Origin of the sequence: Jannaschia sp. 2305UL9-9, from assembly GCF_041403465.1 — a bacterium.
In the GTDB taxonomy this organism is placed as follows: domain Bacteria; phylum Pseudomonadota; class Alphaproteobacteria; order Rhodobacterales; family Rhodobacteraceae; genus Jannaschia.
This window is the reverse complement of sequence record NZ_JBGEHM010000006.1, coordinates 63,145-89,523: the sequence shown is the minus strand read 5'-3', so window position 1 is coordinate 89,523 and position 26,379 is coordinate 63,145. Positions and strand designations below refer to the sequence as shown.

At 67.2% G+C, this 26,379-nt stretch carries 23 protein-coding genes; 12 read left to right on the top strand and 11 right to left on the bottom strand.

Annotated elements, in window-relative coordinates; all coding sequences use genetic code 11:
* Nucleotides 1–59 precede the first annotated feature (59 nt).
* The 4 genes from treY to V6N07_RS17265 form a co-directional block, all read right to left on the bottom strand.
* On the bottom strand, nucleotides 60–2,255 hold the full coding sequence (treY, locus tag V6N07_RS17280) for a malto-oligosyltrehalose synthase (RefSeq protein ID WP_371158094.1): 2,196 nt from the start codon (nucleotides 2,253–2,255) through the stop codon (nucleotides 60–62).
* Nucleotides 2,252–3,976 (bottom strand): malto-oligosyltrehalose trehalohydrolase, encoded by a 1,725-nt coding sequence (treZ, locus tag V6N07_RS17275; protein WP_371158092.1) that lies wholly within the window; start codon nucleotides 3,974–3,976, stop codon nucleotides 2,252–2,254. Before treZ ends, treY begins: the two co-directional genes overlap by 4 nt.
* Before the next feature lie 120 nt (nucleotides 3,977–4,096).
* Nucleotides 4,097–5,710, bottom strand: coding sequence for a GMC family oxidoreductase (locus tag V6N07_RS17270; protein ID WP_371158090.1), 1,614 nt, complete (start codon nucleotides 5,708–5,710; stop codon nucleotides 4,097–4,099).
* 11 nt (nucleotides 5,711–5,721) lie between these two features.
* The gene (locus tag V6N07_RS17265; protein WP_371158088.1) at nucleotides 5,722–6,435 is read right to left on the bottom strand and encodes an FCD domain-containing protein; all 714 of its coding nucleotides are present in this window, start codon (nucleotides 6,433–6,435) and stop codon (nucleotides 5,722–5,724) included.
* Nucleotides 6,436–6,614: 179 nt separating this feature from the next.
* On the opposite strand from V6N07_RS17265, the gene V6N07_RS17260 reads away from it, so the two are divergent.
* From V6N07_RS17260 to V6N07_RS17220, 9 genes are all read left to right on the top strand, one after another.
* Nucleotides 6,615–8,084 carry an aldehyde dehydrogenase family protein gene (locus V6N07_RS17260; protein ID WP_371158086.1) on the top strand — a complete coding sequence of 490 codons (1,470 nt, stop codon included), beginning with the start codon at nucleotides 6,615–6,617 and terminating at the stop codon, nucleotides 8,082–8,084.
* Between the two features lie 59 nt (nucleotides 8,085–8,143).
* Nucleotides 8,144–9,118, top strand: a complete 975-nt coding sequence (locus V6N07_RS17255; RefSeq protein WP_371158084.1) for an ABC transporter substrate-binding protein — start codon at nucleotides 8,144–8,146, stop codon at nucleotides 9,116–9,118.
* A 67-nt stretch (nucleotides 9,119–9,185) separates the two neighbouring features.
* On the top strand, nucleotides 9,186–10,712 hold the full coding sequence (locus V6N07_RS17250; RefSeq protein WP_371158082.1) for a sugar ABC transporter ATP-binding protein: 1,527 nt from the start codon (nucleotides 9,186–9,188) through the stop codon (nucleotides 10,710–10,712).
* Nucleotides 10,709–11,698, top strand: a complete 990-nt coding sequence (locus V6N07_RS17245) for an ABC transporter permease (protein WP_371158080.1) — start codon at nucleotides 10,709–10,711, stop codon at nucleotides 11,696–11,698. The genes V6N07_RS17250 and V6N07_RS17245 overlap by 4 nt, the downstream gene beginning before the upstream one ends.
* Nucleotides 11,699–11,703: 5 nt before the next feature.
* A complete protein-coding gene (locus V6N07_RS17240; protein WP_371158078.1) occupies nucleotides 11,704–12,702 on the top strand; it encodes an ABC transporter permease in 999 nt (332 codons plus the stop codon).
* On the top strand, nucleotides 12,699–13,832 hold the full coding sequence (locus V6N07_RS17235) for a mandelate racemase/muconate lactonizing enzyme family protein (protein ID WP_371158076.1): 1,134 nt from the start codon (nucleotides 12,699–12,701) through the stop codon (nucleotides 13,830–13,832). The genes V6N07_RS17240 and V6N07_RS17235 overlap by 4 nt, the downstream gene beginning before the upstream one ends.
* Nucleotides 13,801–14,832: a zinc-binding dehydrogenase gene (locus tag V6N07_RS17230; RefSeq protein WP_371158074.1), complete on the top strand. Its 1,032-nt coding sequence runs from the start codon at nucleotides 13,801–13,803 to the stop codon at nucleotides 14,830–14,832. Before V6N07_RS17235 ends, V6N07_RS17230 begins: the two co-directional genes overlap by 32 nt.
* A complete protein-coding gene (locus tag V6N07_RS17225; RefSeq protein WP_371158072.1) occupies nucleotides 14,832–15,602 on the top strand; it encodes an SDR family NAD(P)-dependent oxidoreductase in 771 nt (256 codons plus the stop codon). Before V6N07_RS17230 ends, V6N07_RS17225 begins: the two co-directional genes overlap by 1 nt.
* Before the next feature lie 222 nt (nucleotides 15,603–15,824).
* Nucleotides 15,825–16,706 carry an NAD-dependent epimerase/dehydratase family protein gene (locus V6N07_RS17220; protein WP_371158070.1) on the top strand — a complete coding sequence of 294 codons (882 nt, stop codon included), beginning with the start codon at nucleotides 15,825–15,827 and terminating at the stop codon, nucleotides 16,704–16,706.
* Nucleotides 16,707–16,742: 36 nt separating this feature from the next.
* Here V6N07_RS17220 and V6N07_RS17215 read toward each other — a convergent pair whose 3' ends face one another.
* Nucleotides 16,743–17,654: a LysR family transcriptional regulator gene (locus tag V6N07_RS17215; RefSeq protein ID WP_371158068.1), complete on the bottom strand. Its 912-nt coding sequence runs from the start codon at nucleotides 17,652–17,654 to the stop codon at nucleotides 16,743–16,745.
* Between the two features lie 111 nt (nucleotides 17,655–17,765).
* Here V6N07_RS17215 and V6N07_RS17210 point away from each other — a divergent pair, with 111 nt between their 5' ends.
* Nucleotides 17,766–19,433, top strand: coding sequence for a GMC family oxidoreductase (locus V6N07_RS17210; protein ID WP_371158066.1), 1,668 nt, complete (start codon nucleotides 17,766–17,768; stop codon nucleotides 19,431–19,433).
* Between the two features lie 73 nt (nucleotides 19,434–19,506).
* Here V6N07_RS17210 and V6N07_RS17205 read toward each other — a convergent pair whose 3' ends face one another.
* Genes V6N07_RS17205 through dctP form a run of 5 tightly spaced genes read right to left on the bottom strand, consistent with a single transcriptional unit; the run spans nucleotide 19,507 to nucleotide 23,609 of the window.
* A complete protein-coding gene (locus V6N07_RS17205; protein ID WP_371158064.1) occupies nucleotides 19,507–19,881 on the bottom strand; it encodes a RidA family protein in 375 nt (124 codons plus the stop codon).
* Nucleotides 19,878–20,753, bottom strand: a complete 876-nt coding sequence (locus V6N07_RS17200; protein ID WP_371158062.1) for an alpha/beta hydrolase — start codon at nucleotides 20,751–20,753, stop codon at nucleotides 19,878–19,880. Before V6N07_RS17200 ends, V6N07_RS17205 begins: the two co-directional genes overlap by 4 nt.
* Nucleotides 20,754–20,775: 22 nt before the next feature.
* Nucleotides 20,776–22,068, bottom strand: a complete 1,293-nt coding sequence (locus V6N07_RS17195; protein ID WP_371158060.1) for a TRAP transporter large permease — start codon at nucleotides 22,066–22,068, stop codon at nucleotides 20,776–20,778.
* Nucleotides 22,065–22,586: a TRAP transporter small permease gene (locus V6N07_RS17190; protein WP_371158058.1), complete on the bottom strand. Its 522-nt coding sequence runs from the start codon at nucleotides 22,584–22,586 to the stop codon at nucleotides 22,065–22,067. Before V6N07_RS17190 ends, V6N07_RS17195 begins: the two co-directional genes overlap by 4 nt.
* A gap of 27 nt (nucleotides 22,587–22,613) precedes the next feature.
* On the bottom strand, nucleotides 22,614–23,609 hold the full coding sequence (gene dctP, locus V6N07_RS17185; protein ID WP_371158056.1) for a TRAP transporter substrate-binding protein DctP: 996 nt from the start codon (nucleotides 23,607–23,609) through the stop codon (nucleotides 22,614–22,616).
* A 226-nt stretch (nucleotides 23,610–23,835) separates the two neighbouring features.
* Here dctP and V6N07_RS17180 point away from each other — a divergent pair, with 226 nt between their 5' ends.
* Both V6N07_RS17180 and V6N07_RS17175 read left to right on the top strand, forming a co-directional pair.
* Nucleotides 23,836–24,534: a GntR family transcriptional regulator gene (locus V6N07_RS17180; protein ID WP_371158055.1), complete on the top strand. Its 699-nt coding sequence runs from the start codon at nucleotides 23,836–23,838 to the stop codon at nucleotides 24,532–24,534.
* Nucleotides 24,535–24,565: 31 nt separating this feature from the next.
* A complete protein-coding gene (locus V6N07_RS17175) occupies nucleotides 24,566–25,522 on the top strand; it encodes an NAD-dependent epimerase/dehydratase family protein (RefSeq protein ID WP_371158053.1) in 957 nt (318 codons plus the stop codon).
* 36 nt (nucleotides 25,523–25,558) lie between these two features.
* Here the strand turns inward: V6N07_RS17175 and V6N07_RS17170 are convergent, their stop codons facing one another.
* Nucleotides 25,559–26,377: an IclR family transcriptional regulator gene (locus V6N07_RS17170; protein ID WP_371158051.1), complete on the bottom strand. Its 819-nt coding sequence runs from the start codon at nucleotides 26,375–26,377 to the stop codon at nucleotides 25,559–25,561.
* Nucleotides 26,378–26,379: the final 2 nt, after the last annotated feature.

Genomic DNA, 26,379 nt, shown 5'->3' with positions numbered 1-26,379 from the left:
CGCCCGGCGCGGTGTTTTTGCGAAACCGTGTCATCCCGCGCGGATCGATGCGCGTCCCGTCAGGCGCAGGATACGGAGACCGCGTCCTGCGGATCGTCCGCATGCGGATGCAGCGTCACCGACAGGGACCGGTCGCCATCGCTGCGCCGCACGGTCAGCGTGCCGTCCGACGCGGTGACCTGCGTGGCGCCCCTGGTGAACAGGTTCGGATGCCGCGCCCTGATCGTCAAAAGCTCTCCAAGCAGGCGGCGTTTCGCACCGGCCAGCCCCCCCTCGGCGTCCAGCGCGCGCAATGCGCCCAGATCGACAGGCAGGCGGTTGTCCGGATCGGTCAGCGCGAAATGCGTACCCTCGCAGCCGCGGTAGATATCCGGGATGCCCGGCAGCGACAGCTTCAGCGCCAGCTGGCACATCGACAGAACCGCGCCCCGCGCGATCAGCCGGGGCAGGGCGGGTGGGGCCGATGCGTCCCACGCGGCCATGACGGCACGGGCAAGGTCCATCACCCGCGCCTCGGCCACCGCATCCGGGTGGGTCCAGCTGGTGATCTGGTCCGCTTCGCGCAGGGCCTTGGTCATGTGATCGCACAGGCGATCCGCCAGGCCGTCCCCGGTGCCCCAGATCGCCAGCGCGGCCTGCACGAGGTACCACTGGACGTCCGCGGGCACATCCCCGGCCTGTGGCAGGGCGGCGGTGCCCTCCAGCAGGGTCAGGGCATCGTGGGGCAGATGCGTCCAGGCGATCAGGCGCATCCGCGCATCCTCCGATCGCTTGGTATCGTGCGACGACGTCAGCAGCAGGCCGGTCCCCGGCTGGGCCCGGGCCCATGCCTGCAGATCCCCGGCATCGGCGGTCGGATGATCGGGGTCGGCCCCCACTTCGCAGGTGGCCAGAACCGGGGTCCAGCGAAAGCCCGCCGTATCCTCGTGCGACTTGGCCAGATGCGCGCCCGTCACCTGCTGGAAGCGGTTGCGAAAGGCCCGCTCCTCCCATGTGTCGGGGTGGGTGATCATGCGCGCCAGCAGGTCCACCTCGTCGGGTGCGCGCAGATCCCGCGCGGCCACCCCGGCGACGTCCCGCATTAGCGCGATGTCCTCGGGCCGGGCCGCGCGGTTGCTGAAATAGGTGCGATAACGCGGAAAGGCCATCAGGAGGGCGATGATCGCCTCGCGCAGCGCCTCGTCCCCCGGATCGATCCGCGCGCGCGCGTCGCAGGCCCGGCGCGCCAGCAGGATCAGGCGGCGCAGCTCGGACGCAAGATCGCGGCGGATCACATGGCCCTTCGCCGTCTGCAACATGGCATGGAACGTCTCGGGGGCGCCCGTCCGTTGCCGCCAGCGGTCCGTAAGGGTCGCGGCGCCCTCGGCGTCGGTCAGGACGCGGGCGATCATGGTCGCCGCCTCGTATCCGGTGGTGCCTTCCACGGGCCACTCGGGCAGCGTTTCATCCCCCGTCAGGATCTTCTCGACCCAGATCGGCGTTTCCGGCAGGGCCGCGCGCAACCGGTCGAGGTAGGCCGCCGGGTCGCGCAGCCCGTCGATATGGTCGATGCGGATGCCCTGCACCTGGCCATTGCGCACGAGGTCGATGGTCAGGGCATGCATGTCGTCGAACACCGGCTGCTGTCCCACCCGCATCCCGATCAGGCCGGTGACATTGAAGAACCGCCTGTGGGTCACGCCATCGCGTTCCCGCTGCCAGTGGACGGCGCGCCAGACCTGCCGGTCGTGCAGGGCGGCAAGGTCGGACCGGTCGCCGTCGTCATCCGCGCGCAGGGGCAGGGACAGGCCGTCGATCACCATCGTGTCTTCGGTGGCATGCACCTTGCCGTCCGTTAGCAGCGCCTCGAAAGGGGCGGTCAGCCACGGCAGAATCAGCGCGCCCTCGTCCCAATGGATGTCGAAATGCCCGCAATAGGCACTGTTCCGACCGTGGCGCAGCACGTCCATCAGCCACGGATTGTCGAGGCAGAAGGCCGTGTGGTTCGGCACGATGTCGATGATCAGGCCGATGCCAGCCGCCTGCGCCGCCGTCGCCAGCCGGTCGAACCCGTCTCTACCGCCAAGAACAGGGTCTATCTGCGACGGGTCGGTGACGTCGTAGCCGTGGGTCGATCCGGGCGCCGCGGTAAAGATCGGCGACAGGTAGAGGTCGGAGATCCCCATGTCGGTCAGATGCGGCAGGAACGCGATGGCCGCATCGAAATCCACCCCGTCGCGCAGTTGCAGACGGTAGGTGGCGGTTGGAATCCTCATGGGGTCGTCGCTTTCACGGCAAGGTAGTTCGGTCCGGCAGGATCGCCGATCGTCAGGTCCGGGTTGCGCAGCGGGGCGGGGGTGTCCGGCACGGTGCCAAGGTGGGCGATCATCTCGACCCGGCCCGCCCCGAAGGTCCAGCGCGCGCGCAGCGCGGCCGTACCGGTCGGCGCGACGTCGGGCGGGGCCGCCGGACCCGAGCGCAGGAGCGGGACGAGAGCCGCCGCGCGCCACGCAAGGCACCGTTTCGTCAGCGCACGCCATTCGGCGGCGTCCGAGGCCGGGGCGGCATAGGGGCGCGACCGCTCGAAGGTGTCGCGCGACAGCGGATCGGGCACCGGCCCGCCAAACTGTGCAAAGGCCGCGAATTCGGCGGCCCGGCCCTTGCGCACCGCGTCCGCCATCTCGCCCTCGTAATCGGCAAAGAACAGGAACGGCGCGCGGGCGCCCTCCTCCTCGCCCATGAACAGCATCGGGATCGCCGGAGCACACAGCAGCATGGCATGCGCCACGCGCAGCGCGCCGGGGTCGGTCAGCGTGATCAGGCGTTCGCCCTGCGCGCGGTTGCCGACCTGATCGTGGGTCTGGTTGGAATTGACGAAGGCCGTCGGCGGCAGATGCGCGGACGGCGCGCCGCGTGTGCCATTCGCGCGGGGCTGTCCCTGTTCGACATGCCCTTCGGCCAGGGCGCGGGCAATGTCGGTGATCGGATCGACGGCGAAGTTGGCATAGTAGCTTTCGTCCTCGCCGGTCAGGAGGCAGTGCACCGCATGGTGATAGTCGTCGTTCCAGTTCGCCGTGATCACGCCCGCGTCGCGCCCTTCCGCAAGGTTCCGCTCGTCCTCGGCGATCAGGGGCACGGGACGGTCGGGCAGGGCGCTGCGCAGGGCCGCGGCCATCTCGGTCAGGATATGCACGGGCGACGGGTCGACGATCTGATGCACCGCATCGAGGCGAAAGGCGTCAAAGCCGAAATCCCGCGCCCAGATCACCGCATTGTCGATGAAGAACCGCCGGACAGGGTCTTGGGTATAGTCTATTCCGGGGCCCCATGGCGTCGTGCGGTCGGCGTCGAAGAAGGCGGGCGCGACGGAGGGCAGGCTCGCCCCCTCGGGCCCGAAATGGTTGTAGACCACATCAAGGATTGCCAGCATCCCCGCCGCGTGGATCGCATCGACCAACCGGGCCAAGTCCTGCGGCGTGCCGTAGTCGGGATGCACCGCATAGGGCATCACCCCGTCATAGCCCCAGCCCCGGTGCCCCGAGAACGCGGCGACGGGCATGATCTCCACCGCCGTGATGCCGAGGGCGGCCACCCCCGCCATCCGCGCGGCGGCGGCGGCAAAGGTGCCTTCGGTCGTGAAGGTGCCGACATGGATCTCGAGGATGGTCACGGCGGGCCAATCCACGGGCGGGGCAGGCACATCGGGCGCGACCGGGGCGCACAACCGCGCGGGGCCAGCCACCCCATCCGGCAACCACCGGGCCGCCGGATCCACATGGGCGGTGCCGTCGACGATCAGGTGATAGGCGTCGCCCGCCCGTCCGGTGACGTCCCCGGCGAACCAGCCACCGTCCCCTTGCGTCAGCGGGGTGTCCCGGTCATCGATCCGCACGACGACATCGGAGGCATTCGGCGCCCAGGTCGCGATCCGCCATGTGTCGCCACCCAGATAGGTCGGCCCCCAATGATGCCCCGCGCGCGTCGTCTGATCATTCATGGCGTCCCCCGTCCCGTCGATCTACGCCCGATCGACCGGAAAGTTCCAGTGCGCTGATCGAGATCGCGAGGGCGGGTGCGTTTTTTCCGGGGATGCAGGGTCCGTGGACCCCGCGCACCGTCAGTCCAGCCGCCCAAGGATCAGATCGGCGCAGCGGTCCCCCAGCATCAGGGCCACCGCGTTGGTGTTGCCCGCGTTGATGTCGGGCACCGCGGACATGTCCGCCACGCGCAGCCCCGAGACCCCGCGCACCCGCATCCGCGCGTCCAGCACCGCCATCGGATCGCCGTCGGCCCCCATCCGGGCGGTGGCGGCGGGGTGATAGTTCGTCTTGACGAAGCGTTTGCAATGGGCGCGCAGGCTGTCGTCGTCGCGCCCCTCGGGCAGGATCACGCGGTCGATGCGGCGCGCCAGCGGATCGGCGTCGAAGGCGCGCAGGAAGAACCGCTGCCCCGCGATCATCTCGGCCATGTCGTCGGGATGGTGCAGCAGGTTGGGCGACACCACCGGCATCGCGCCCGGATCGGCCGAGGCCAGTCGCACTTCGCCCCGCGATTTCGGCTTCACCACGACCGTCGTGATCGTCAGGCCGTAATCGTCCTTCAGGTCCTCGGGCGCGTCCCGGTCCAGATAGACGATCGGCACGCAGAAGGCCTGAATCGTCGGCGGCGCCTCGGGGGAAGTCGGGTTGACGAAGGCCCCTGCCTCGACCCCGGCGGAGGTCACGGGGCCGGTGCCGAACAGCTTGAACTGCACCCCGTTGCGGATCATGCGCCAGCCGTCGCCCTGTCTGAAATAGCCGTGACGCCCGTTTGCATAGGCGGTGATCGGCACCTCGGGGTGGTCGATCAGGTTCTGGCCCACGCCGGGCAGGTCGGCCTGCACCGGGATGCCGTGTTCGGCCAGATGGTCGGCGGGGCCGACCCCCGACAGCATCAGGATCTTGGGCGTGACCAGCGCGCCGGCGGTCACGATCACCTCGCCCTCGGCATGGGCGCGCATCGCGCGGCCGCCTTCGGTCCATTCGACGCCTGTGGCGCGCCCGTTCTCGATCACGACGCGGCCGACCTCGGCGTGCAGACGGACCTCCAGCCTCGGGTCCCCCGCCAGCGGGGCGAGGAAGGCATAGGCGGCGGAGCTGCGGCGCCCGGCGCGGTTGGTAAACTGGTAAAAGCCGACGCCGCGTTGCGAGGGGCCGTTGAAATCGGTGTTGAACGGCTCGCCCAGTGTTTGCACCGCCTGCACGAACCAGCGGGACATGTCGTCGACATGGCCCGGATCGCTGACCAGCAGGGGGCCGTCCGTGCCGTGCAGGTCCGAGGCAAGGCGGTTGTTCCCCTCCATCCCCGTGAAATGCGGCAGAACGTCGGACCAGCCCCAGCCGACGCGGTCGTTGTTGCCTCGCAGCACCGCCTCCCACCCGTCGAAATCGGCGGGCCGTCCGCGCATGTAGACCTGCGCGTTGACCGAGGATCCGCCGCCAAGGACGTTGCCCTGCGGAATGTCGTGGACCCGCCCGTCCAGATGCGCCTGTGGCGTGGTCTGGTGATAGCGCATGTATTTCGACCCGCCGATCATCTTGAAGATGCCGGGCGGCATGTCGAGCAGGGGATGCCGGTGGGAATGCCCCGCCTCCAGCAGGAGGACGCGCGCGCCGCCCTGCACGAGGCGCGCGGCGGCCACGCAGCCGGCGGACCCACCGCCGATGACGATGTGGTCGTAGGTCTTGGTCATGTCGGGCGGTCCTATTCGAGGTCGAAGGTGACGCGCACGTATTCCCAGGCCGCGTTCAGGTGCCGCGACAGCGCCGCCTCGGCGGCATCCGGGTCCCGTTCGAGGATGGCATCGAAGATCGCCTTGTGCGCGAGATAGTTGCCCCGGTTGCGTTCCGGCGACCGCAGCATCCGTTCCCAATGCGGCGCCAGCCAGTTGGTATAGCCCTCGTGCAGGGCCGGGTAGATCGGGTTGCGCCGCATCGCATAGAGCGTGCCGTGAAAGGCCGTGTCGGTGCGGTAGAATTCAAGGGAATCGTCGATCGCCGCCTCGTTCGCGGCCAAGGCCTCGCGCAGGGCCACGATGTCGTCGCGGGTCGCGGCGACGGCGGCCTCGCGCACCAGCGCGCGCTCCAGAAAGACGCGGCTGTCATAGAGGTTCCGGATGCCACCGTCCTGCGTCAGCAGCAGGGGCACCACCTTGCCCGCGGCCTGCAGCACGGCGTCGTAGCCGGGTTTGCGCACGATGGGGCGGAACCGGGGGCGGTTTTCGACGAGGCCACGCGTCGACAGGGCCGAGATCGCCTCGCGGATCACGGTGCGGCTGGCGCCGAATTCCTTCATCAGGTCGCGCTCGGCGGGCAGGGGCTCGCTGTCGACCAGATCCCCGGAGGTGATGCGCGCCTCGAGTGCGGCCACGACGGCATCGGCGGCGCGGGCGGAGGTATCGGCAGAGACGGGTTCCATGGATGCCCCTTATGATCGGACCAAAAACAAACTTTGGTTATGCTGACATACTGGCAGGGTCTGTCAATAGCCGTCTTGGATGGGATAAAATCATGCGTTCGTCGAATTCATGGTTTGACAGGTGGCAAATCCTGATCGTATGGTCGGACCATACTAACGATCGGTTTGGGGATTTCGGCATGCTGGATGCGATCCTGTCCACGGGGACAGTCACGGCGCAGGCACAGTTCATCGGGGGCGATTGGGTGCCCGCCGGTCCGCGCGACGTCATCGAGGTCGACAACCCGGCGAACGAGGCGATCATCGCGACGATCCCCGACGGCACGCCCGAGGATGCCGCAGCCGCGATCGAGGCCGCCGCCGCCGCGCAGCCCGCATGGGCGGCCCTGCCCGCGATCGAACGCGCCGGATGGGTGCGCAGGCTGGCCGCCGCGATCGAGGCCGATGCCGATGCCCTTGCCCGCATCATCACGGCAGAGCAGGGAAAGCCCTTGGATCAGGCACATGGCGAGGTCGGCGCGACCCTGACCTTCCTGACCCATGCCGCCGAATCCGCCCGCCGGATCGAGGGAGAGATCATCACCTCGGACAACCGGAACGAGGAAATCCAGATCCGCCGCCACCCCTACGGCGTGGTGGTCGGGCTGACCGCGTGGAACTATCCGATGGCGCTGGCGGCACGAAAGCTGGGGCCCGCGCTGATCGCCGGAAACACCTTCGTCCTGCTGGGGCATGAGATCACGCCGCTGTCGGGTCTGGCGCTGGCGAAGCTGGCCGAAAAGGTCGGCCTGCCGCGGGGTGTGTTCAACGTCGTGACCGGTCGCGGGCCCGTGGTTGGTCAGACCATGGTGGAACATGCCCGGACCGCGATGGTCACGATGACCGGGTCGACCCGCGCGGGGCAGCAGATTTTCCGCGCCGGGGCCGAGGGGCTGAAGGTGCTGCGGCTGGAACTGGGCGGCAAGGCGCCGTTCATCGTCATGCCCGGCGCCGACATGGACCGCGCCGTCGCCGCCGCCGTGACCGCGCGCTATACCAACTGCGGCCAGATCTGCACCTGCAACGAACGGATGTACCTGCACGACAGCCTTGCGCAGGAATTCCTGGAGAAGTTCACCGCCGCCTCGGCCGCGCTGACCGTGGGCGATCCGATGGGCAAGGTCGACATCGGTCCCAAGGTCAGCCGGCTGGAGGTCGACAAGGTCGCGGACATGGTGGCGCAGGCGCGCGATGCCGGGGCGCAGGTGTTGCTGGAGGGCGGGCCGCTGCGCGACGGCGATCACGCGCGGGGCCATTGGTATGCCCCCACCGTGCTGGAAGTCACCGACAACGCCGCCCCCACCATGCAGCAGGAGGTGTTCGGCCCCGTCGCCACCGCCATGCGGGTCGGCAGCTTCGACGAGGCGATCGCCTGCGCCAACGACACGGCCTACGGCCTGTCGGCCTACCTGTGGTCGGGCGACGCGAGACAGCTGGCGCGCGCGCCCCATGAGCTGAAGTTCGGGGAACTGTATATCAACCGCGCCAACGGCGAGGCGGTGCAGGGGTTCCACACCGGCTGGGGCCATTCGGGGCTGGGCGGCGAGGACGGGCGCCACGGCTTCGACGGGTATCTGCGCAAGCAGACCACCTACAATTTCTGGGGCTGAGGAAGCTTCCGAAAATGTCCGGGGTTTCCCCGGTCGCGTCTCAATGGAGGAGAAGAGACATGAACCGCAGAACAATCCTGATGAGCGTCACGGCAATCGGTCTGGCCCTGACATCCGTAGCCTCTGCCCAGGGTTTGCCGCCCCTGGAGAAGAAGGAGCGCTACAAGGTCGGCTTCAGCCAGATGGAATCGAACAACCCCTGGCGCATCGCCGAGACGAAGTCCTTCGTCGACACGGCCGAAAGCTGCAACTGGGACCTGATCACCACCGACGCCGCCGGGTCCGCCGCCAAGCAGGTGGCCGATGTCGAAAGCATGATCGCGCAGGGCATCGACGTCCTGTTCCTGCCGCCGCGCGAGGAAAAGCCGCTGATCCCCGCCGTCAAGCGCGCACAGGCCGCGGGTATCCCGACCTTCCTCGTGGACCGGTCGGTCGATCCGAACGCCGCCGTCGCCGGTGAGGATTTCGTGGCCTTCCTCGGCTCCGACTTCATCGATCAGGGCCGCCGCGTGGCCGAATGGCTGTCCGAGAACTTCGAGGGCGACAAGGGCGTGATCGTCCAGCTGGAGGGCACGACCGGGTCCAGCCCCGCCAACGACCGCAAGAAGGGCTTCGACGACGCCATCGCCGCCGACGACCGGTTCGAGATCGTGGCCAGCCAGACCGGCGATTTCGCCCGCGACCTCGGCCGCCAGGTGATGGAGACGCTGTTGCAGGCGCATCCGGACGTGAACGTGGTCTATGCCCACAACGATGAGATGGCGATCGGGGCCATCCAGGCGCTGGAACTGGCCGGGCGCACGCCGGGCGAGGACGTTCTGGTCGTGTCCATCGACGGTACGCGCGACGCGCTTCAGGCGATCATCGACGGCAAGATGGGTGTCACGGTCGAAAGCTCGCCGTTCTTCGGCCCGCTCGCCTGCGAGGTGATGAACCGCTACGCCGACGGCGAGACGATCGAGCCTTGGGTGCAGGTGCAGGACCGGATCTTCACCGCCGAGAACGCCGCCGATCACATCGACGAAGCCTACTGAGCCGGCATCGACACGGACAGGGGGGTCGCGTTCGCGCGGTCTCCGACACGGCTTCGGGAGGGATGCCATGAATAACCTTTTGTCCATGGCGTCCATCGCCAAGGCGTTCAACGGGGTGCCCGCCCTGTCCGACGCCTCGCTGGATATCGCGCCGGGCGAGGTGCACGCCCTGATCGGGCAGAACGGCGCGGGCAAGTCCACGCTGATCAAGATCCTGACCGGGGTCTATACGCGCGACGGCGGCACGATCCGCTTCGACGGCCGCGACAGCACCATCTCCAGCCCGCGCGAGGCACAGGAAGCGGGCATCGCCACGATCTATCAGGAACTGAACCTCGTGCCGCTGCGCTCGGTCACGGAGAACGTCATCATGGGCTACGAGCCCAAGACGATGGGCGTCTTCGTCGACTGGAAGGAAGCGCACCGCCGCACCCGCGAGATCCTGACGCGGTTCGGCATCGACATCGACGTCCGCGCCCCGCTGGGCAGCTATTCCACCGCCATCCAGCAGCTGGTCGCCATCGCCCGCGCGGTGTCGCTGGACGCGCGGCTGGTCATCATGGACGAGCCGACGTCCTCGCTGGATACGTCCGAGGTGCAGACGTTGTTCGGCGTGGTGCGCAGCCTGCGCGCTGCGGGGGTCTCGGTCCTCTACGTGTCGCATTTCCTAGACGAGCTTTACGAGATCTGCGACCGCGTCACGACCATGCGCGACGGGCGCACCGTCGATGTCCGCGCAATGCAGGGCAGCACCAAGCTGGACCTGATCGGCGGGATGCTGGGCCGCGATACCAAGGACATCGCCGCCGCCGGCATGACGGAATTCGGCGGGGGCGCCGCCAAGCAGGGCGAGGTTCTGCTGTCCGCCGAGGGCGTGGCCACCGGCCCGCGCCTGACCCGGTTCGACATGACGCTGCACCGGGGGGAAATCGTGGGTCTGGGCGGCCTGCTGGGATCGGGCCGGACGGAGGCGGCGCGCGCCCTGTTCGGGGTCGATCCCCTGACCGGCGGGCGCATCACGATGGGCGACCGCGACGGCGCCCCGGCCACCGCCGCCGAGGCGATCGGCGCGGGCATCGGCTACCTGACCGAGGACCGCAAGGCCGAGGGCATCGTCCCCGGCATGTCCGTGCGCGAGAACATGACGCTGGCCCTGCTGCCGCGCCTGACCCGGCGCGGACAGATCGACCGCGCGCGCGAACGCGAACTGGTGCAGCACTACATCGACGCGCTCGGCATCAAGACCGCCGACATGGAACAGCCGATCCGCGAATTGTCCGGCGGCAACCAGCAGAAGGTCCTGCTGGCGCGCTGGCTGGCGGTGGAGCCGGAGCTTCTGATCCTCGACGAGCCGACGCGCGGTGTCGACGTCGGTGCCAAGCGCGAAATCCAGGCGATCATCCGCGACTTCGTGGCCAAGGGCTTCGGCGTGGTCCTGATCTCGTCGGAGTTCGAGGAACTGGTCGAGGGCGCCGACCGCATCGTGGTCCTGAACGAAGGCAAGTCGGTCACCGAGCTGACCAACCCCGGCATCACCGAAGACATCCTCGTGGGCGCGCTGGCCCATGGGCCCAAGGAAGGAGTGGCGGCATGACCGCGCGGGACATCGACACACCGATCCGGGCCGGCTCTGCCTGGAAACCCTTCCTGCGCAGCAACGGCGGCATCGTGGCCCTTGTGGTGATCGTGCTGTTCAACGCGATGTTCACGCCGAACTTCCTGCAGGCGCAGACCCTGTTCGTGAACATCAGCCAGGTGGCGACGATCGCCATTGTCGCGATGGGCATGACCCTCGTGATCGCCACCGGCGGCATCGACCTGTCGGTCGGCGCGGTCATGGCGCTGTCGGGGGCATTGGCGCCGCTGATCTTCTTGTCGGACTGGGCACAGGGGTCGCCGACGCTGGGCCTGATCGCGGCGATTGCCCTGCCGATGCTGGCGGCGCTGGTCTGTGGGCTGTTCAACGGGATCATGGTGTCGATCCTGCGGGTGCAGCCGATCATCGCGACGCTGATCCTGTTCATCTCGGGGCGGGGCATCGCGCAGGTCCTGACCAACGGCAACCTGCAGACCTTCACCCATGCGCAGTTCAGCTATCTCGGCACGGGCCGGGTGCTGGGCCTGCCGTTCCAGGGGTGGCTGGCGCTGGCCATCGCGGTGGTTCTGTTCCTCGTGATGACGCGCACGGCCTTCGGGCGCTACGTGCTGGCCGTGGGTGGCAACGAACGCGCCGCGGCCCTGTCGGGCGGTCCGGTGCGGCGGGTCAAGGTGGGGGTCTATGTCATCTGTGCCGGTCTGTCGGGTCTGGCCGGCCTGATCGTGGTGGCCATCAACTCCGCCTCGGACGCGGCGCGCAACGGTCAGTTGATGGAGCTGGACGCGATCGCCGCCGCGGTGGTGGGGGGCGCGCTGCTGCAAGGCGGAAAGGCCCCCATCTTCGGCGCCATCCTCGGCGCCGTGATCATCCAGCTTGTGAAATACACCCTGCTTGCCAACGGAGTCGAGGACGAGGTCGCGCTGATCGCGAAGGCCTTCATCATCCTCGCCGCCGTCTACGTGCAGCAGGCCCGGAAGGAATGAGGGCCATGAACCAGGACGCATTCGACCTGCGCCGCTTCGTCGTCGGCAACCCGCAATCGGTGGCCGTCTGGGTCGCGCTGATCGCGCTGATGATCTTCGGGGCGCTGCGCTACGACAATTTCGCGGGGGCCTACAACATCGGCTCCTTCCTCAACTACAACTCCATGTTCATCGTGATCGCGGTCGGCATGTGCTTCGTCATCATGACCGGGGGCATCGACCTGTCGGTGGGATCGGTCGCGGCCTTCACCTCGGTCGTGGCGGCCTATCTGTCGCCCTTGGGCATCCAGGTGGCCCTGCCGCTGGCGGTGCTGGCGGGGGTGGCCTTCGGCGCGTTCAACGCGGTCTGCATCATCGCGCTGCGCATTCCGCCGTTCATCGCGACGCTGGCCACGATGCTGGGCGCCAAGGGCGGGGCGCTGGTGATTTCGGGGGCGTCGACCATTGCCGTCGACTGGGGCTCGAACTTCACCAACATGGGGATGAACAAGGCTTTCGGCCTCGTGCCATGGACCATCATCGTGGTCGCGGTCGTGGTCGTCGTCTTCTGGGTCGTGCTGGAAAAGACCTCGCTGGGCCGCACCGTTCTGGCCATCGGCGGGTCCGAGGACGCCGCGACCCTGATGGGCCTGCCGGTGAACCGGGCCAAGGCCTTCGTCTACATGCTGTCGGGGGGCTGTGCCGGACTGGCGGGGGTGATCCTCGCCTCGGGGTTCGGCGCGGGCCAGCCGTTGGAAGGCATCGGCTGGGAGCTGTCGGCCATCGCCTCGGTCGTCGTCGGCGGCACCCTGTTGACCGGTGGCCTCGGGTCGGTGCCCGCGACGGTGGCGGGTGCGCTTCTGCTGGGTCTCGTGTTCAACATCCTCAACTTCGAGAACGGGCGCGGCACGATCAGCTTTTCGGCCTATTGGCAGATGGTGATCCGTGGCGGGTTCCTGTTCGCCGTCATCCTGTTCCAGTCGCGGGTGATGGCGCGCAGTGCCGTGAAGGGAACCTCCGCATGACCCGGATCGTCTCGGTCGAGCCGCGGCTCTATCACATTCCGCTGGCCGAGGTGCTGGTCGATGCCAAACACGGCGACCACCATCACTTCGAGCTTGTGACCTGCACGATCCGCATGGACGACGGGTCCGAGGGGGTCGGCTATACCTATACCGGCGGCAAGGGCGGACGCGCCATCCTCGTGATGATCGAGGACGACCTCGCCCCCTTCCTGATCGGGCGCGACGGCACGCGGATCGAGGATCTGTTCGAGGGGATGCTCTGGCATATCCATTATGTCGGGCGGGGCGGGATCGCGTCCTTCGCCATCTCGGCGGTGGACATCGCCCTGTGGGATGCGCGCGGCAAGCGCGAGGGGCGGTCCCTGTTGCAGATGGCGGGCGGCGATGCGGCGACCTGTCGGGCGTATTGCGGGGGCATCGACCTCGGGTTCGACCTGCCGAAACTGCTCGACTCCGTGCGCGGATACCTCGCGCGGGACACGGGCGGCGTGAAGATCAAGATCGGCCTGCCGCTGGCCGAGGACGTGGCGCGCATCGAGGCGGTGCGCGACCTGATCGGGCCGGACATGCCCTTCATGGTGGACGCCAATTTTTCGATGACGGTGCCGCAGGCGATCGAGGCCGCCCATGCCTTCGCGCCCTATGACCTGACGTGGTTCGAGGAGCCGATCATACCCGACGATTACGCAGGCTATGCACGGGTAGCGGCCGCTGGTATCCCGGTTGCGATGGGGGAAAATCTTCATATCATTGAGGAGTTCGATCACGCTTTCGCCCGGTCGAACCTCGGCTTCGTGCAGCCGGATGCATCGAACTGCGGCGGCATCACCGGGTTTCTCAGGGTTGCCGACCGCGCCCGCCGCCATGGCGTGACGCTGTGCAGCCACGGGATGCAGGAACTGCACGTCAGTTTGATATCGGGCTGCGCCGGGGATGGCTGGATCGAGGTCCATTCCTTCCCGATCGAAGCCTACACCACCCGACCGCTGGTGATCGAAGGGGGCCGCGCCATCGCCCCCGACGTGCCGGGCATCGGGGTCACTTTCGATTGGGCCAAGCTCGACGCGGCCGATCTGCTACAAAACCAAGGGAGACGACATGACAAGCCAGGCCGCCATTTACAGGGGTGACAGGACGTTCACCGTCGAAACCGTCGAGGTGCCCGCCCCCACCGCCGGACAGGTGCAGGTGGACGTCGCCTATTGCGGCATCTGCGGCACCGACCTGCATATCTATCTGGGCCACATGGATGGCCGCGTCGGGTTCGAGCGGACCATCGGCCACGAGATGTCGGGCGTGATCTCGGCGCTTGGCGACGGGGTCACGGGCCTGTCGGTCGGGGACCATATCGTCGTGCGCCCGCTGGACCATTGCGGCGACTGCCCCGCCTGCCGGGCCGGGCATGAACACATCTGCCACAACCTGACCTTCATCGGGATCGATTCCACCGGCGCGTTCCAGCAGAAATGGAATGTCCCCGCCCACACGATCCACGTCCTGCCCAAGGATCTGGACCTGAGCCACGCCGCCCTGATCGAGCCCTTGGCCGTCGCCTGCCACGATGTCGACCGCGGTCAGGTCAAGCCGGGCGAGGACGTTCTGGTCATCGGGGGCGGGCCCATCGGGATGCTGGTGGCGATGGCCGCGCGCGACGCAGGCGCCAATGTCACCATCTCGGAGATCAACCCATCCCGTCTGGCCCATGCCGAGGGGATCGGATTCGCCGTGATGAACCCCAAGGAGGTCGACGTCGCCCGGGCGATGCACGACGCGACGGGCGGCAAGGGCGCCGACGTCGTCTTCGAAGTGTCCGGCACCCAGCCCGGCGTCGACCTGATGACCGCCGCCGCCGCCACCCGCGGGCGCATCGTCATGGTCGCGATCCACGCGCAGAAGCCGCAGATCGACATGTTCCAGTTCTTCTGGAGGGAGCTGGACCTGATCGGCGCGCGGGTCTACCGCCCCGAGGATTACGACCGCGCGATGGACCTTCTGGCGCGGGGCGTCGTCGATTGCGACAGCTTCATCACCGACATCCAGGGGCTGTCCGACATCCAGTCCGCGTTCGAGGCACTGACCCGAAGCCCGAATGCCATGAAATCCATGATCCGCATCCAGGAGACCGCATGATGCCCGTTCTCGACACGTTCAGCCTTGCCGGAAAGACGGCGCTTGTCACCGGTGCCAAGCGGGGCATCGGGCGCGGCATGGCCGTGGCCCTGGCCGAGGCGGGGGCCGACATCATCGGGGTATCCGCCTCGCTGGAGACCGAGGGTTCGGAGGTCGGCAAGGACGTGACCGCGCTTGGCCGCAGGTTCACCGGCTACAGCTGCGATTTCGGTGATCGCGCGGCGGTTAGGGCGTTCACCGCACAGGTGCTGGCCGATCATCCGCAGATCGACATCCTGATCAACAACGCGGGCACGATCCTGCGCGCGCCTGCCGCCGAACACCCCGACGAGATGTGGGACAAGGTGATCGAGGTGAACCTGAGCGCGCAGTTCATCCTGACCCGTGACATCGGCAAAACCATGGTCGCACGCGGGTCGGGCAAGGTGATCTTCACCGCGTCCCTTCTGACGTTCCAGGGCGGGATCACGGTGCCCGGCTATGCCGCGTCCAAGGGGGGCATCGGACAGCTGACCATGGCCTTCGCGAACGAATGGGCGGGGCAGGGCGTCAACGTCAACGCCATCGCGCCCGGCTATATCGACACCGACAACACCGAGGCGCTGCGCAACGATCCCGACCGGGCCGCCTCGATCCTGTCGCGGATCCCGGCGGGTCGCTGGGGTCGGCCGTCGGATTTCGCCGGGCCGGCGGTGTTCCTGTCGTCCGAGGCCGCGTCCTACATGCACGGTCATGTCATGTTGGTGGATGGCGGCTGGATGGGGCGCTGACGCGCAAACGCAGCGACAACCTGAGTGGCCCCGCCTTCCCCGGACTGCCGGGGGCGGCGGGGCGGTGCGTCACTGATCTTTTTCTTTCGCGACCCGGCCCGCTTTGGGCCTGTGCCCCCGCTTGACGCCGCGCGGTGCAGGGCCGAGGAATGGCACCTGGCCCCGGTCTGCATGGAGGCAGCGGGCGGCCGAAAGACCAGGAAAGACAAGGGAGAGGTCACCATGCGCATTTTCTTTACGGGCGGATCCGGCAAGGCCGGGCGGCATGCCGTTCCCTATCTGCGCGATCGCGGGCATCAGATCCTGAACGCTGACCTTGCCCCCCTTGGGGCGGATGGCGTGTCCGACCTGGCCGTCGATGTCACGGACGCCGGACAGGTCTGGAACGCGCTGACCGGGCCGATCGATCTGTCTGAATTGGAGGATGGGCCCGCCCCCGGTTTCGACGCCGTCGTGCATTTTGCGGCCATCCCGCGTATCGGCCTGCACCCCGACAACGAGACGTTCCGCATCAACACGATGTCGACCTACAACGTGGTCGAGGCTGCGGCCAAGCTGGGCATTCGCAAGGTCATCATCGCCTCGTCCGAGACGACCTATGGCGTCTGTTTCGCGCGGGGGCGGGCCGATCCCCATTACCTGCCCGTGGACGAGGCGTATGACGTCGACCCCGAGGACAGCTATGCCCTGTCGAAGGTTTGCAACGAACATACGGCCCGCGCCTTTGCCCGCCGGACCGGTGCGGACGTCTATGCCCTGCGGATCGGGAACGTGATCGAGCCGCATGAATACGGCGCCTTTGCGGGCTTTCGCGATGATCCCGAATGCCGCCGCCGGAACCTGTTCAACTATATCGACGCGCGCGATCTGGGCCAGATCGTCGATCTGTGCCTTGGCCACGACGGGCTGGGCTTTCAGGTGTTCAACGCCGCCAACAGCTTCAACGCCCCCGATATTCCCGCGCCCGAACTGGCGGAGCGGTTCTTTCCCGGCGTACCGATCAAGGGCGACCTTGGGCCCGAGGACGCGCTGTTTTCAAACGCCAAGATCCGACAGGTTCTCGGCTTTGAAGATCGCCACGATTGGCGGAACGAGCAGGGATAGGGCAGGGGGCCTGCTGGCGGCCCGAGCGGTCGCGCCCTACCAGATCCGGCGCAGCAGGTCGAACGTCTGCGCCAGGATCGGGTCGTCGGCCCGCCGGTCTAGGGCGGCGAAACACAAGGTGGCCGGAACCGACACCGCATCCGCCACGGCCAGTCCGAAGGCCTGTTTCTGGTGCAGGGCGATCGATTCCCGGCACAGGCTGAGCCCGATGCCCGACCGCACCATCTCCAGCATCGATGCCTCCTGATCGACGAGGGCCACGACATTCGGACGCAGGCCCCGGCGTTCGAAGATCCCGGCAAGCAGGCGGTTGTGGGCGGAACTTTCGGGCGTTCCGATCCATGGCAGATCGGCAAGGGCGGGCCAGTCGGCGGCCTGTATCCTCGCCTCCCACCCGGCGGGGGCGATGACGCGGTAGGAAAACGCCGCAAGCCGGATCGTGCGGATGCGGGTCTCGCCGTCGGCCTCCATCCCGGCCACCCCGTCCGCGCCGCCCAGAACATAGCCCGCATCGATCAGCCCCCGCCTCAGCCACCCGATGACATCGCCGCTGACCCCGTGCAGAAGCTCGGTCTTCACCTCCGGATGATCGGCCCGCAACCGCGCCAGCAGCTGGCCCAGGCGGATGAACTCGGGGTCGACCACGGTGCCGATCTTCAACAGGCCGCTCAACCGGCCAGTGCGCTGACCGGCCGTGCGGTGAAAGTCGGTCAGGGCGGCAAGCACCTGTTCGGCCTTTGCCAGCATGGCTTCGCCGTCATCGGTGATGCGGACGCCGGTTGCCGTGCGGGCGAACAGGCGCAGACCCGTCTCCTCGCTCAGCCGCCGGATCTGATGGCTGACGGCGGGCTGGGTCAGGTTCAACACCTCGGCTGCGCGCGACACGCTGCCTTCGCGGGCAACGGTCACGAAGGCCGCGATGTTGTTCACGTTGGACAATCTATCCATATGAATATTGTTAATATGCCGGCACGCCATTTGTCATTGGCAATTGCGCCCCCCACTGGTCAGGACATCCCGCAAGGATGCTCGCACCGACGAGCGGGGGGGGAACGCGCGATGCCGGATGACGATACGACCTTCGACTATATCATCATCGGTGCCGGATCGGCGGGATGCCTGCTGGCCAATCGGCTGAGCGCGGACCCCGATACCCGCGTCCTGTTGCTGGAGGCGGGCAGGCACGATAATTACCACTGGCTCCATATTCCGGTCGGTTATCTCTACTGTATCGGCAATCCGCGCACGGACTGGATGTACAGGACCCGCCCTGCGGCCGGGTTGAACGGGCGCAGCCTGCTGTATCCGCGGGGCAAGACCCTTGGCGGCTGTTCGTCGATCAACGGCATGATCTACATGCGCGGACAAGCGCGGGACTATGACAACTGGGCCGCGCTTTCGGGCGAGGAGGACTGGAACTGGGACCAGTCGCTGCGCGATTTCAAGGCGCACGAGGATCACTACCGGCTGGACGAAGGCGCCGATCCCGCGACGGGTGACAACGGTCGGTTTTCGGACATGCACGGGCATGGCGGCGAATGGCGGATCGAGAAGCAGCGGCTGCGTTGGGATGTGCTCGACGGGTTTGCCGAGGCCGCGACCGAAGCCGGGATCGAGGCGACCGATGACTTCAACACCGGCGACAACGCCGGCGTCGGGTATTTCGACGTCAACCAGCGGTCCGGCTGGCGGTGGAGCACGTCGAAGGCCTTTCTGCGCCCCGCGAAGGTGCGCCCGAACCTGACCGTCTGGACCCAGGCACAGGCGGAACGCCTGACCTTCGCACCGGATGCCGACGGCAAGCCGCGGTGTCGCGGGGCCATCGTGCGCCGGGCGGGCACCTCGGTTGCGGTGCACGCGACGCGCGAGACGATCCTGTCGGCGGGGGCGATCAACTCGCCCCAGATCCTGCAACTGTCGGGGATCGGTCCTGCGGCCCTGCTGCGCGCGCACGGGATCGACGTGGTGCACGATGCCCCCTGTGTCGGCGAGAACCTTCAGGACCACCTGCAGATCCGGGCGGTCTACAAGGTGCGCGGAACGCAGACCCTGAACACGCTGGTCAATTCCACGTTCGGCAAGGCGAAGATCGGGTTGGAATATCTTTTCAGACGTTCCGGCCCGATGAGCATGTCACCAAGCCAGCTGGGCGCCTTCACCCGGTCCGATCCGGGCCGCGCGCATGCCAACCTGCAATACCATGTTCAGCCCCTCAGCCTTGATGCGTTCGGCGAGGACCTGCATGACTTTCCCGCCATGACCGTCAGCGTCTGCAACCTGAACCCGACGAGCCGCGGCCATGTGCGCATCGCCTCGGCCGATTTTCGCAGCCCGCCGCAGATTTCGCCGAACTACCTCGATACCGACGAGGACCGCAAAGTCGCCGCCGACAGCCTGCGCCAGGTCCGCAGGATCATGGCGCAGCCCGCCATGGCCCGTTTCGCCCCCGAGGAATACAAACCCGGCACACAGTATCAGACGGACGCGGATCTGGCGAAACTGGCGGGTGACATCGCAAGCACGATCTTTCATCCCGCCGGAACGGTGAAGATGGGCCATGCGGAGGACCGGACGGCGGTTCTCGACCCGCACCTGCGGGTCAAGGGCGTCGCGGCCCTGCGCGTGGTCGATGCGTCCGTCATGCCCGAGATCGTCAGCGGCAACACCAATTCGCCGACGATCATGATCGCGGAAAAGGCGGCCCGCTGGATAGCGGGCGGGTACTAGCGTCCACCTGCCGGAATATTACATAAATCTGATTATGGGCGGCATGGTTCCGGCGATGCCGCCCCGACCCCGGTCAGGACAGGTCCGCGATGCCCTGGATCTCGATCATCATGCCCGGCGCCACGAGGCCCGCGACGATCAGGCTGGCCCGGTTGGGATAGGGTGCCGTGAAATACCTGCCGTAGACCGTGTCGACGCGGGACATATGTGCCCCGTCGATCAGGAAGACCGTCATCTGGACCATGGCCGACAGGTCGGCGCCGACGTCGTCGAGGGTGGCGATGAAGTTGTTCAGCGTCAGCTCCGTCTGCTCCTCGATCGAGGCTTGCAGGATGGTTCCGTCCGCCTGCACCGGCCCATGGGTAACGAACAGCAAGCCGCTGGACCGGATGGCCCAGCTGAAGGGTTGCGGCGGGGTCGGCAGGCCGCCGGTGATCAATTCCTTCATGGGATGTCCTTTCGCAGGCGGGTCACGCTGGCGTACCAGTCGTGATCGGGATCGATCAGCTGCTGGTGGGTCTCGAAATGGTCGGTGGGATAGACGGCGTGCGTTGCGGGTTTGCCGGCCGCCTCGAGCTTGGCCAAAGCCTCGGGGTTCGAGGATCGCACGCGCGGCATGTCCCGATCGCCCCAGGACAGGAACAGCGGCATGTCGAGGTTCTCGAGCCAGTTCATCGGGCTGGCATCCTTGTCGTCGGCAGGATCTGCCAGCAGATCGGTATAGACCCGCGCCTCCAGACTGCCGGGGACGGGGTCCGGGTGGTGCAGTTGCAGTGCCGCGCTCATGGGGGCGCAGGCGGCGATGGCGCCGGGCGGCAGGCCGTGGTCTGCCCAGAGGTCGGTGCGCAGGGCCGCCAGCAGGGCCAGATGGCCCCCCGCCGAATGGCCCGCCATGATGATCCTGTCCGGGTTGCCGCCATAGTCCGCCGCCCGCGCCCGCACGGCGGCCACGTCGTCCAGAACGTCGTGCAACATGGCCGGATAGCGCACATGCGGCGTCAGCCGGTGGGTGGGCGCAATCAGGATGGCGTCGGTGGCGGTGATGCCCGGCGCCATGAAGCCGTTCATTTCCTTCCAGCCGTTCGACCAGCCGCCGCCGTGGATAAAGATGACGATGTCGCGTCCGCCGTCCGGCGCAGGGCCGTCGGGCATGAACACGTCGAACACCTGCCACGGTTCGGGTCCGAACCGTTGATCGCGCATCTCGCGCACCCCGGGCCAGCCGCCGCGCGACGCCATCAGGACGTCATTGGTATAGGCCTCGGCCACCGCGACGGGCATCGGCGGTTGCGGGCTGAGGGTGAAGCCGTGGTCTGTCATGTGTCGTCTCCGCCGTCGCAGGTCATGTAAAGCCGAAGAAATGCGGCAGGAACAATATGATGCCCGGCACCAGCGTCAGGATCAGCAAGAGCACAATGAGCGCCAGAAAGAAGGGCGTCACGGCCCGGAAGATCCCGGGCAAAGGCACGCGGGTCAGGGACGACAGGACGAACAGGATCAGGCCGTAGGGCGGCGTGATCAGGCCGATCATGAAGTTGATGATCACCACGACACCGAAATAGGTCAGGTCGATCCCGAGGCTGCGCGCCGTGGGCAGCAGCAGCGGCACGACTACCAGCAGGATGACGGAGCCGTCGAGGAAACAGCCCAGCCCCAGCAGCAGCACGTTCATCACCAGCATGAACTGCGTCTGTGTCAGGTCCAGCCGGTCGATCAGGCCGACCAGCGCGGCGGCCAGACCTTCGTTGGCGATGGCATAGTTGACGACATAGGCAGAGGAGATCAGCAGCATCGTCGCCGCCGTCTGGCGCAGGGATTCGTCGAACACCTCGCCGAACTGCCGCGCGCGCAGGCTGCGGAACACGACCGTCCCGAGGATCATCGCCCAAAGCGCCGCCACGGCGGCGGATTCCGTCGGGCTGAACACCCCGGTCCAGATCCCGCCCAGCAACAGGACCGGCAGGGTCATCGGCATGGCCGCGCGGCCCATCACCGGCCCGACCTGTGCAAACGGGATCTTTTCGCCAGGCGGCAGGTCGTAGCGGTCGGCCAGCAACCGCACGGTCAGCATGACGGTCACACCCATCAGCAGGCCCGGAACGATCCCCGCGAGGAACAGGCCCCCGACCGACGTGCCCGACAGCATCGCGTAGATCACCATCGGGATCGACGGCGGGATCACCGGTGCGATCACGGCGGCGGCGGCGGCCACGGCGACGGCCATTTCCGGGGGAAAGCGCCCGATCTGCCGCATCATGCGGATCGCCATCATGCCGGGCCCCGAGGCATCGGTGACGGCGCTGCCGCTCATGGATGAGAACACGAGGCTGACCAGAACGGTGACATGCCCGGTGCCGCCCCGCGCGCGCCCGACGATGACGTTGGCCGCGTTCCACAGACGCTCGGATATGCCCGAGGCGTTCATGACATTGGCGGCCAGGATGAACATCGGGATCGCGACCAGCACGTAGATGCCCGTCATCTGCCCCATCACCTGCCCCGCCAGCAGGCCGATGTCCTGCCCGGTCGAGAAGAAATAGGCGATACCGGCCGCCAGCATGCTGAGCGCGATGGGAAGGCGCAACAGCGTGCCGGTCAGGAACACGAGGACAAGCGCCCAGAGACCGGTCGTCATAGCGACCCCTCCACTTCGGCCGAGGCATCGAGCAGGTCTGCCAGCACGGGTGGCCACGTGGGCAGCAACAGCCGCACCCCGAGGACCGCGGACCGCAACGCGGTGGCGATCAGGAACACCACGAAGATGGAATAGACCAGATCAAGCCGTAGCAGCAGCATGTCCGTCGTCATGATCTTCATGAACATCACGTAGTCGATGATCGGATAGAGGGCCGCACCCACGACCGCCGAATAGGCGATCGCGGAGGCCGCGATCAGAAAGCGCTGAATATGGCGCGGAAAGGCATTGACGAGGATGTCGAAGGAAATCAGCTCGGACCACTTGAGGACGAAGGCCGCGGTCCAGAACACCAGCCACACGGCCAGGATCGTCACCGCTTCGTCCACCCACGACTGGGGCTTGTCGAACAGGTAACGCATGCCGACCCCATAGATGAACATCCCGAAGACCAGCATCATCGCGACGCGCGCAATCAGCGCGGCGGCGACCTGCCAGATATGAACAAGACGGAGCATATCCAGAACCGTTCCGCGCCGCGCCGATCAGGGCATCGCCACGATCTGTTCGTACAGACCGGGCACCCAGTCATCGAGCGATCCGTTCGCCTCGTACTCGGCCGCGACGGCGGCGCGGAAGGCGTCGAGGTCCGGTTCCGCGACGGTCATCCCGGCGGCGGCGAACTGCTCCAGCGCGGCCTGTTCGTCGGCCTTGGTTTCCGCGATCTGCTGATCGACGGCGGCCTCGGTCGCGGCGCGCAGTTCCGTCTGCTGTTCCGGTGTCAGGCTGTCGTAGACCGGCTTGGCGATCGAGATGAACACCGGCTGCACGAGGTGCCGGGTCAGGATGACCTGTTCCGTCTGTTCGTCGAACTTCCAGTCGCGGGTCAGGTTGGCGGGATTGTCCTGGCCGTCGATGGCCCCGGTCTTGAGGGCCAGATAGACCTCGGTGATGGGCATCGACACGGCGGTCGCCCCAAGCGCGCGGGCCAGCGTCTGGAACGCGGGCGCAGGCGGCATCCGCATCTTGGTGCCGGCCAGATCGCCGGGGACCATCACGCTGCGGTCGTCGCGCAGGTTCACGGTGCGCGTGCCCAGATAGGCCGCGTCCAGAATGACGATGCCCAGCTTCTCTGCCACGTCGGCGTAGAATCGTTCGCCCACCTCGCCGTTGAACACCTCCAGCATGTGGTCGGCGTCGCGGAACAGGTAGGCCGCGCTGAAGACGCCGTATTCCGGCATCTGCGCTTCGATCTCGAAGGTCACGGGTGTGGACATTTCGAGGTTGCCGCGCTGCAGGGCGGGCAATTCGGTGCCCTGCTTGAACAGCGCGTTGGAATGGTGAACCGACATGTCGATATCGTCGGGGAAGGCGGTCTCCATCTGCGCCTCGATGGCCTGCAACGCGCGGGTGAGCGAGTTGTCGGCGGGCGACGATGTCGAGACGCGGATCTGAGTCTGGGCGAAGGCCGGGGCTGCGACCGCGATCGTTGCGGACATCAGGGCGGACAGGGCCAGCGAACGGGTCAGGCGTTTGGTCATTGTCTTCTCCAAGTTGGGCGACCTGTCCGGGGGGTGCGGCGGGTCGGGGGCTGTGGCCTGGGCGCGATCTGTTGCCGCGTTGCCGTGCCGGGCCCGGCCTACAGTCAGGTTGGGGAGGATCCCTGCTGTAGGCCGGATTCGTAATGTTTCCACTACTTGACAAGAAAACGGTAACTTTATAAAAAATACCAGTCAACATAATTTTGAAGGCTAGGGTGGCCCGCCGATGTCCAGTCCTGCAAATTCTCTCGGTGGCACGGCATATGATGTCCTGCGCGCCGAAATCCTTGCCGGACATCTGGCGCCGGGGCAAAAGCTGCGGCCTTCGGCGCTGCGCGGACAGTATGACCTTGGCCTGACCCCCATTCGCGAGGCGTTGATGCGCCTGACCAGCGAGGGGCTGGCCACCTTCACCGAACGGCGCGGCGCCACCGTGCGCGCGGCCACGCTGGATGAATTTCGTGAACTCATGGACACCCGCCGCGACGTCGAGACCATCTGCCTGTCGCGCGCCATCGCGCGGGGGGACGACGCATGGGAGGCGGATATCCTGCGGGCCCATCACCTGCTGACGCGTGCGCGGCTGCCCGGCACGGACGATGACCCGCAGACGGCGACGGACTGGGAAACCGCGCACCGGCAGTTCCATTTCGCCCTCGTATCCGCCTGTGGATCGACCTGGCATCTGGATTTCTGGAATACGCTGGCCGACCATTCCGAACGCTATCGCCGCCTGCGCCTGCGCGAGGTGCAATCGTCGCTTCCCGATGTCGAGGAGATGAACGCGCAGCACGAGAACATCATGAAGGCGGTCATCGACCGGGATCCCGCGCGCGCCTGCAACCTGATGTCGGACCACCTTGCCGGCACGGAGAGGTTCGTCGTCAACCTGTTCGAGAACAGGACAATGGGCGATCCGGCCTGACCCCCGCATCGCCACTGCACGAGGGACCGACATGACCACTCTGATCACCGGCGCCGGATTGATAGGAACGCGGGCCGCGCGCCTGCTGCTGGACCGGGGCGAGGCCGTCGTTTTGTGCGATGTGCGCGCCCCTTCGGCCCTGCCCGACGGGGCCGGGTTCGTGACCTGCGACGTCACCGATACGGCGGGCCTGTCGGATGTCATCACAGGCAACGGGATCACGCAGATCGTGCATTGCGCGGCGGTCCTGTCGACGGGTCTGCGCGCCGATCCGGTCAAGGGTCTGGGGGTGAACCTGATGGGCACGGTCAACGTGTTCGACCTTGCGCGGACCCACGGCATCCGGCGGGTGGTGAACATCAGCTCCGCGACCGTGCTCTATTCCGGTTTCGGCAGCTTTGGTCCCGCCCCGATCGAGGAGGACGCCCCCCTTCGCAACCTGTCCGAAGGCCCGGCCAGCATGTATGCCCTGACCAAGCAGACGGGCGAACACCTCGGCCTGCTCTATCGCAAGCTCCATGGTTCCGACATCGTGTCGCTGCGGTTCGGGGCGGTCGTGGGCGGTGACGGCGATGCGGTCACCAGCGTGCCGGGACGCCTGCTGCACCAGCTTGTCACCGCCGCCAGATCGGGCACGCCGCTGCATCTCGACGATCCGTTCCTCGTCTGGGACGGGGTGGAGGAATTCATCGACGTGCGCGATTGCGCCGCCGCGATCGTCGCCGCACTGGATGCGCAGGCGCCGACGACGGGTGTCTACAACATCGCCCACCCCGGTCAGCACAGTCTGGACAGCCTCTCCGCGCTGCTGCGCGCGGCCTACCCGGATTTCAAGCTGACCTGGCCCGAGGATGTCAGGGCCGGGTTCGCCGGCTTTCCCCACACACGGCCCGCGCCGACCGCCACCGACGCCGCGCGCGCGGAATTGGGCTTCGCGGCGCAGCACGACATGGCGGATACGCTGCGCCACTGGTATCGCGTCGGTTAGGGCGGGACGCCGGGCCGGCCCGGCAAGGGGATGTCCCTAACCGGGAATGTCGGGACATCCGAGGCTGCGCGACAGGTCCTTTGCGGCCTCGCGCACGCCGGCCTCGATCTCGGCGCTGCGGGGGGTGCCGACGGTGAAATCCGCGGCGCCGCCCGACACGTTGATCGCCGCGATCACCTTGCGTTCATGATCGAAGACCGGACAGGCGCAGGACCCGATGCTCGGCTCGAAGTTTCCATCGCTCCAGACGAGGCCGGCTTCGCCATCGGCGGCAAGCTGTCGGCGCAGCTCGGCGCGCGTGGTGGCCGTCGCCTTGGAATAGACCCGCATCTTGCGGTCCTTGTAGAGGGCGTTGATCTTGTCCTCGGGCAGATGTGCCAGCATCATGCGCCCCATCGTGGTGGCATAGGCCGGCAGGCGCGATCCCTCGCCCACGTTCGACACGAGGTGCGTGCGCGGCACCTCGCGGATCAGGTAGACGACCTCGTGATTGTCGAGGACACCCAGATGCGCCGAAAGGCCCAGATCCGCGGCCAGCCTTGCCAGACGCGGACGCGCGACGCGCAGAAGGTCGCGCTCCGAAATGGCCTGTGCCGCCAACCCGATCAGACCGAACCCGAGGGCATAGCCGCGTCCGTCGTCGCGCCGTTCGATCATCCGTTCTTCGGACAGGGTGTGCAGCAGGCGGATCAGGGTGGTGCGGTTGATCCCGATCTCCTTGGCCGCGTTGGTGATGTTGCTGCAGGTCTGGCCCGCCGCGATATAGCGCAGCACGCGGATCGCCCGTTCGACCGGCGGCACGCCGCTGGTGTCGGGGCGGGCGGGCTGTTCCGTGGCATCGCCTTGGGGGCGCATGT

What these genes read in the sequence shown, in the direction of transcription:
- dctP (WP_371158056.1), bottom strand. Translation starts at nt 23,609, where the DNA reads ATGACCAAACGCCTGACCCGTTCGCTGGCCCTGTCCGCCCTGATGTCC.
- V6N07_RS17235 (WP_371158076.1), top strand. Translation starts at nt 12,699, where the DNA reads ATGACCCGGATCGTCTCGGTCGAGCCGCGGCTCTATCACATTCCGCTG.
- V6N07_RS17180 (WP_371158055.1), top strand. Translation starts at nt 23,836, where the DNA reads ATGTCCAGTCCTGCAAATTCTCTCGGTGGCACGGCATATGATGTCCTG.
- V6N07_RS17230 (WP_371158074.1), top strand. Translation starts at nt 13,801, where the DNA reads ATGACAAGCCAGGCCGCCATTTACAGGGGTGACAGGACGTTCACCGTC.
- V6N07_RS17195 (WP_371158060.1), bottom strand. Translation starts at nt 22,068, where the DNA reads ATGACGACCGGTCTCTGGGCGCTTGTCCTCGTGTTCCTGACCGGCACG.
- V6N07_RS17245 (WP_371158080.1), top strand. Translation starts at nt 10,709, where the DNA reads ATGACCGCGCGGGACATCGACACACCGATCCGGGCCGGCTCTGCCTGG.
- V6N07_RS17190 (WP_371158058.1), bottom strand. Translation starts at nt 22,586, where the DNA reads ATGCTCCGTCTTGTTCATATCTGGCAGGTCGCCGCCGCGCTGATTGCG.
- V6N07_RS17240 (WP_371158078.1), top strand. Translation starts at nt 11,704, where the DNA reads ATGAACCAGGACGCATTCGACCTGCGCCGCTTCGTCGTCGGCAACCCG.
- V6N07_RS17250 (WP_371158082.1), top strand. Translation starts at nt 9,186, where the DNA reads ATGAATAACCTTTTGTCCATGGCGTCCATCGCCAAGGCGTTCAACGGG.
- V6N07_RS17205 (WP_371158064.1), bottom strand. Translation starts at nt 19,881, where the DNA reads ATGAAGGAATTGATCACCGGCGGCCTGCCGACCCCGCCGCAACCCTTC.
- V6N07_RS17260 (WP_371158086.1), top strand. Translation starts at nt 6,615, where the DNA reads ATGCTGGATGCGATCCTGTCCACGGGGACAGTCACGGCGCAGGCACAG.
- V6N07_RS17210 (WP_371158066.1), top strand. Translation starts at nt 17,766, where the DNA reads ATGCCGGATGACGATACGACCTTCGACTATATCATCATCGGTGCCGGA.
- V6N07_RS17255 (WP_371158084.1), top strand. Translation starts at nt 8,144, where the DNA reads ATGAACCGCAGAACAATCCTGATGAGCGTCACGGCAATCGGTCTGGCC.
- V6N07_RS17215 (WP_371158068.1), bottom strand. Translation starts at nt 17,654, where the DNA reads ATGGATAGATTGTCCAACGTGAACAACATCGCGGCCTTCGTGACCGTT.
- treZ (WP_371158092.1), bottom strand. Translation starts at nt 3,976, where the DNA reads ATGAATGATCAGACGACGCGCGCGGGGCATCATTGGGGGCCGACCTAT.
- V6N07_RS17265 (WP_371158088.1), bottom strand. Translation starts at nt 6,435, where the DNA reads ATGGAACCCGTCTCTGCCGATACCTCCGCCCGCGCCGCCGATGCCGTC.
- V6N07_RS17170 (WP_371158051.1), bottom strand. Translation starts at nt 26,377, where the DNA reads ATGCGCCCCCAAGGCGATGCCACGGAACAGCCCGCCCGCCCCGACACC.
- V6N07_RS17270 (WP_371158090.1), bottom strand. Translation starts at nt 5,710, where the DNA reads ATGACCAAGACCTACGACCACATCGTCATCGGCGGTGGGTCCGCCGGC.
- V6N07_RS17225 (WP_371158072.1), top strand. Translation starts at nt 14,832, where the DNA reads ATGCCCGTTCTCGACACGTTCAGCCTTGCCGGAAAGACGGCGCTTGTC.
- V6N07_RS17220 (WP_371158070.1), top strand. Translation starts at nt 15,825, where the DNA reads ATGCGCATTTTCTTTACGGGCGGATCCGGCAAGGCCGGGCGGCATGCC.
- V6N07_RS17200 (WP_371158062.1), bottom strand. Translation starts at nt 20,753, where the DNA reads ATGACAGACCACGGCTTCACCCTCAGCCCGCAACCGCCGATGCCCGTC.
- V6N07_RS17175 (WP_371158053.1), top strand. Translation starts at nt 24,566, where the DNA reads ATGACCACTCTGATCACCGGCGCCGGATTGATAGGAACGCGGGCCGCG.
- treY (WP_371158094.1), bottom strand. Translation starts at nt 2,255, where the DNA reads ATGAGGATTCCAACCGCCACCTACCGTCTGCAACTGCGCGACGGGGTG.